Consider the following 2,582-nt stretch of genomic DNA (forward strand, 5'->3'; position numbering starts at 1 on the left):
TGAATATTCGCCTTTTTGGGGTCCATCTGTCGTGTGTTTGGGGGCCGGTGGGCAGAGCCCGCATTAGCGGTCTTGGGTGCCGGTAGTGGCGTGCTTGGGGGCCACCCGGCTTAGGCTCCTTCCGTCGTGTGTATAGGGCGCACGGCGGAAGGAGTAATCATCAATGGTACGGAAGATCAGAGCGAAGCTCGTGTTGCAGTTGCGCGCCGAGGGCCTGTCCGGGCGGGCGATCGCGGCATCGCAGGGAATGTCGCGGAAGAGCATCACGGCGGTGCTGGAGGCTGCCGATGCGGCCGGTGTGGTTTGGGACGATGTCGCAGACAGCTCGGACCGCGAGGTGTATGCCCGGTTGTTCCCGGGGCGCGGTGAGCATCAAAGCGTTTTCGCGCAGCCGGACTGGGACCAGGTCCACCGGGAGATGGCCCGGGTCGGGGTGACGCTGAAGCTGCTCCATGGCGAGTACGCCGATTCATGCGCCGCCGCCGGTGAGCCGGTGATGGGTTATGACCGGTTCTGCAGGACCTACCAGCGGCATCTGTTGGTAACGGGGGCGGCATCCCGCGTCGGGCACAAGGCCGGGCAGACGGTGGAAGTCGACTGGTCGGGGCCGACGATGCAGTTGGCCGATCCGGTCACGGGCAAGGCCAGGACCGTGTATCTGTTCGTGGCATGCCTGCCTTTCAGCCGGTACGCGTTCGTTGAACCTGCCCTGGACATGAAGCAGGACACCTGGTTGCGGGCCCACGTGGCGATGTTTGAGGCCTTCACCGGTTCGGTGCCGCGGATCGTGCCGGACAATCTGAAGACCGGTGTCATTAAGCATCCCCGCGAGGGCGAGGTCGTGCTCAATGACGCTTACCGCGAGATGGCGGCGCACTATTCAGCGGCGGTGCTGCCCGGACGTGTCAGAGCACCGAAGGATAAGGCGAGCGTGGAAAACACGGTCGCGCACGTCGCTACCTGGATCATCGCCGGGCTGCGCCAGCGGCAGTTCACCTCGTTGCCGGAGCTGCGGGCCGCCATCCTCGAGCGGGTGGCGGCCTACAACGCGGAGCCGTTCCAGAAGCGGCCCGGCTCCCGGGTCAGCGTGTTCGCAGCCGAGGAGCAGCCGCTGCTGACGGGGTTGCCGGCGGCGGCCTACGAAATCAGCAGATGGGTCTACGGGCGCCGGGTGGGCCGGAACGGGCACGTGGTCTGGGAGAGGAACTACTACTCGGTGCCCTTTGCCAATATCGGCACCACGGTGGACCTGCGGATCACCGATCGGGTGATTCAGGCCTACCGGGGCACCGAACGGCTGACCAGCCACCTGCTGCTGCCCGAGGGCGCGGCCAACGAGTACCGCACCAACGATGCCGACCTGCCCGCCGGCGAGAGATACCGGCAGTGGGATGCGCCTCGGGTGCGGGAGTGGGCCGGACGGATCGGCCCGGCAGCGGTGACCGTGGTCAACCGGATCTTCGAGTCCGTCCCGGTCGACGAGCAGGGCCTGGACGCAGCACTTTCCGTGTTGCGGCTCTCCCGGCGCTACTCGGCCGAACGGGTCGAGGCAGCCTGCCGGCTTGCGTTGGCAGGCCGGGTGCGGTCCCCGCGGTATGCGCATCTGCAGCCGATCCTGGCCACAGAGCAGGACAAAGCCGCCGGGCTCAGGCCACCACGGGATGAACCGGTCGAACACGGCGGATACGTGCGTGGCGCCGAATACTACGCAGGTGGTGCCAAGTGAGCGGGATCGATATCGAAACCAAACGCAAGCTCCGCGAGATGGGTGCCGCCCCGATGCTGGAGGCGCTCGAGGCCCAGGACGAGACGCTCGTGCTCGGCATGGCCTTCGAGGAACGGCTCCGGCTGGTCGTCGACGAGGCCCACTCCGGGTTCAACCACGCCAAGGTCGAGGGACTGATCCGGCGCGCCGGGCTACGCTACCCGGGCGCGGATCTGCGCCGGCTCGACCTCGTGGACGAGCGTGGTCTGGACCGGAACGTGATCGCCCAACTCGGCACCTGTTCGTTCATCGAACGGCAGCAGAACGTCGTGTTTCAGGGATTCACCGGATCCGGGAAGTCCTACCTGGGGTGCGCCCTGGCCAAGCAAGCCTGCCAGCACCGGATCCGGGCCCACTACGTCCGCATGCCCGACCTTGAGGAATCCTGGGCGCTGGCAAAGGACAAACCACAGGGACAAACCAAATTCCTGAACAAGTACGCGGCCTTCACCCTGCTCGTGATCGACGAATGGCTTCTCGACCACCCCGACGAGGGCATGCGCAGCATGCTGCTGGAACTGCTGGAACGCCGGTACGACACAGCATCAACCGTGTTCTGCACCCAGTACGCCAAGAAAGACTGGCACCAGCGGCTCGGCTCCGGGGTCCACGCCGATGCGATCATGGACCGCATCGTGCACAACACCATCTGGGTCGATACCGGCAACCACAACATGCGCCAACACGCCACCATGAAGCAGTAAGAAAACGTCGGTGGGGGCCAGTGGCCCCCACAACCCCGCCCGCTGGCCCCCACCGGCAATATCACTGGCCCCGGAAGGCAATATCGAGTGGCTTCCAAACCTTCAAATACTCA

At 65.6% G+C, this 2,582-nt stretch carries 2 protein-coding genes; both read left to right on the forward strand.

Going from position 1 to position 2,582, the window contains the following annotated elements; translation table 11 throughout:
• Positions 1-163: 163 nt before the first annotated feature.
• A complete protein-coding gene (istA, locus tag AC1DDO_RS22925) occupies positions 164-1,726 on the forward strand; it encodes an IS21 family transposase (RefSeq protein WP_476972843.1) in 1,563 nt (520 codons plus the stop codon).
• On the forward strand, positions 1,723-2,469 hold the full coding sequence (locus AC1DDO_RS22930; RefSeq protein ID WP_476972844.1) for an ATP-binding protein: 747 nt from the start codon (positions 1,723-1,725) through the stop codon (positions 2,467-2,469). Before istA ends, AC1DDO_RS22930 begins: the two co-directional genes overlap by 4 nt.
• Positions 2,470-2,582: the final 113 nt, after the last annotated feature.

Source organism: Arthrobacter sp. 10N43, assembly GCF_056394525.1.

Coding starts and splice junctions, on each gene's coding strand:
- istA (WP_476972843.1), top strand. CDS start 164: ATGGTACGGAAGATCAGAGCGAAGCTCGTGTTGCAGTTGCGCGCCGAG.